This window comes from Hahella sp. CCB-MM4 (assembly GCF_002260525.1).
Lineage (GTDB): Bacteria > Pseudomonadota > Gammaproteobacteria > Pseudomonadales > Oleiphilaceae > Hahella.
Genome location: NZ_MRYI01000055.1, coordinates 1 through 1077, shown reverse-complemented (window position 1 = coordinate 1077; position 1077 = coordinate 1). Strand labels below are relative to the sequence as shown.

At 56.9% G+C, this 1077-nt stretch carries 1 protein-coding gene; it reads right to left on the bottom strand.

Features of this window, described 5'->3' with window-relative positions; genetic code table 11:
- On the bottom strand, positions 1-1077 hold a 1077-nt coding region (locus BTA51_RS30340), incomplete at both ends, for a hypothetical protein (protein WP_210404948.1).

Sequence of the window (1077 nt, the reverse complement as noted above, 5' to 3'; positions counted from 1 at the left end):
TCTGGTCGGATCGTGCAGAAGCATCCCAGGCAAATGCGCCCGTTTTGACAATGCCAGATGTCGTTGACTGCAGCCCCGATGACATCGAGGACCAAGTGACATTTTCAGGTTTCAGAATTTCATCGAGGCTAGCTACAGTGAAATCATTGAGCGCATCCAGATCAAGCGGCTGCTCATACTTCGAGGTAGCAATCTCCCGGCCTAGAACATCGTATTCATGCTCTGTCACATAACCTTCAGCATCAATGCTGTATCTGACCTGCCCCTTGGCATCATAGATCTGGTAGCTGCGACTGGCAGACAGTCCTCCTGCCGCCTCAAACTTCACCGCATCGGCCACCACCGTGCCGTTCCCCGTTGTCAGCAGCTCCACTTTCCCCTGACCGCCGAACGCAAAACTGCCCAGGGAGATCCACTCCCCCCCATTGAGCTGCTGGTTCACCACCACGTCGGTGGTCGTCGCCTGACCGTTTCCATCCAGGTGATGAATGCGGTAGGTGGCATTGCTTGCCCGGTTACTGTGAGCGGTCCACTTCGCAAAGACCTCCTGACGTGCACTGCCCGTCAGGGCCGATTCCCAGATAAACGATGGTTGTCCGCCACTGGCGTACAGGTAGTTATCGCCTTCAAAGCCGGACAGGCTGGAGCCTGCGGTCCAGCCTTCGGGGATTGTCTGGCTTTCGCTGTCCACCACCGTGCTGAGCAGACTCGTCTCGCCACCGTCCTGGGCGATCCGGTTCAGATGTGCCAGGAAGTCCGGTGTGATCGTAAAGGCTTCGTCATACTGAATTGTCTCAACTTCTCGTCCCTTTCCATCGTAGACATGCTCGGTTACATAGCCTTCAGCATCGATGCTGTATCTGAGCTGCCCTTTGGGGTCATACATCTGATAGCGATGGCTCGCTGCCACCTCTTCAGTGGTTGCAAACTTCACCGCATCGGCCACCACAGCCCCATCCCCAGAGGTCAGCAGCTCCACTTTCCCCTGACCGCCGAACGCAAAACTGCCCAGGGAGATCCACTCGCCTCCGTTGAGCTGCTGGTTCACCACCACGTCGGTGGTCGTCGCCTGACCGT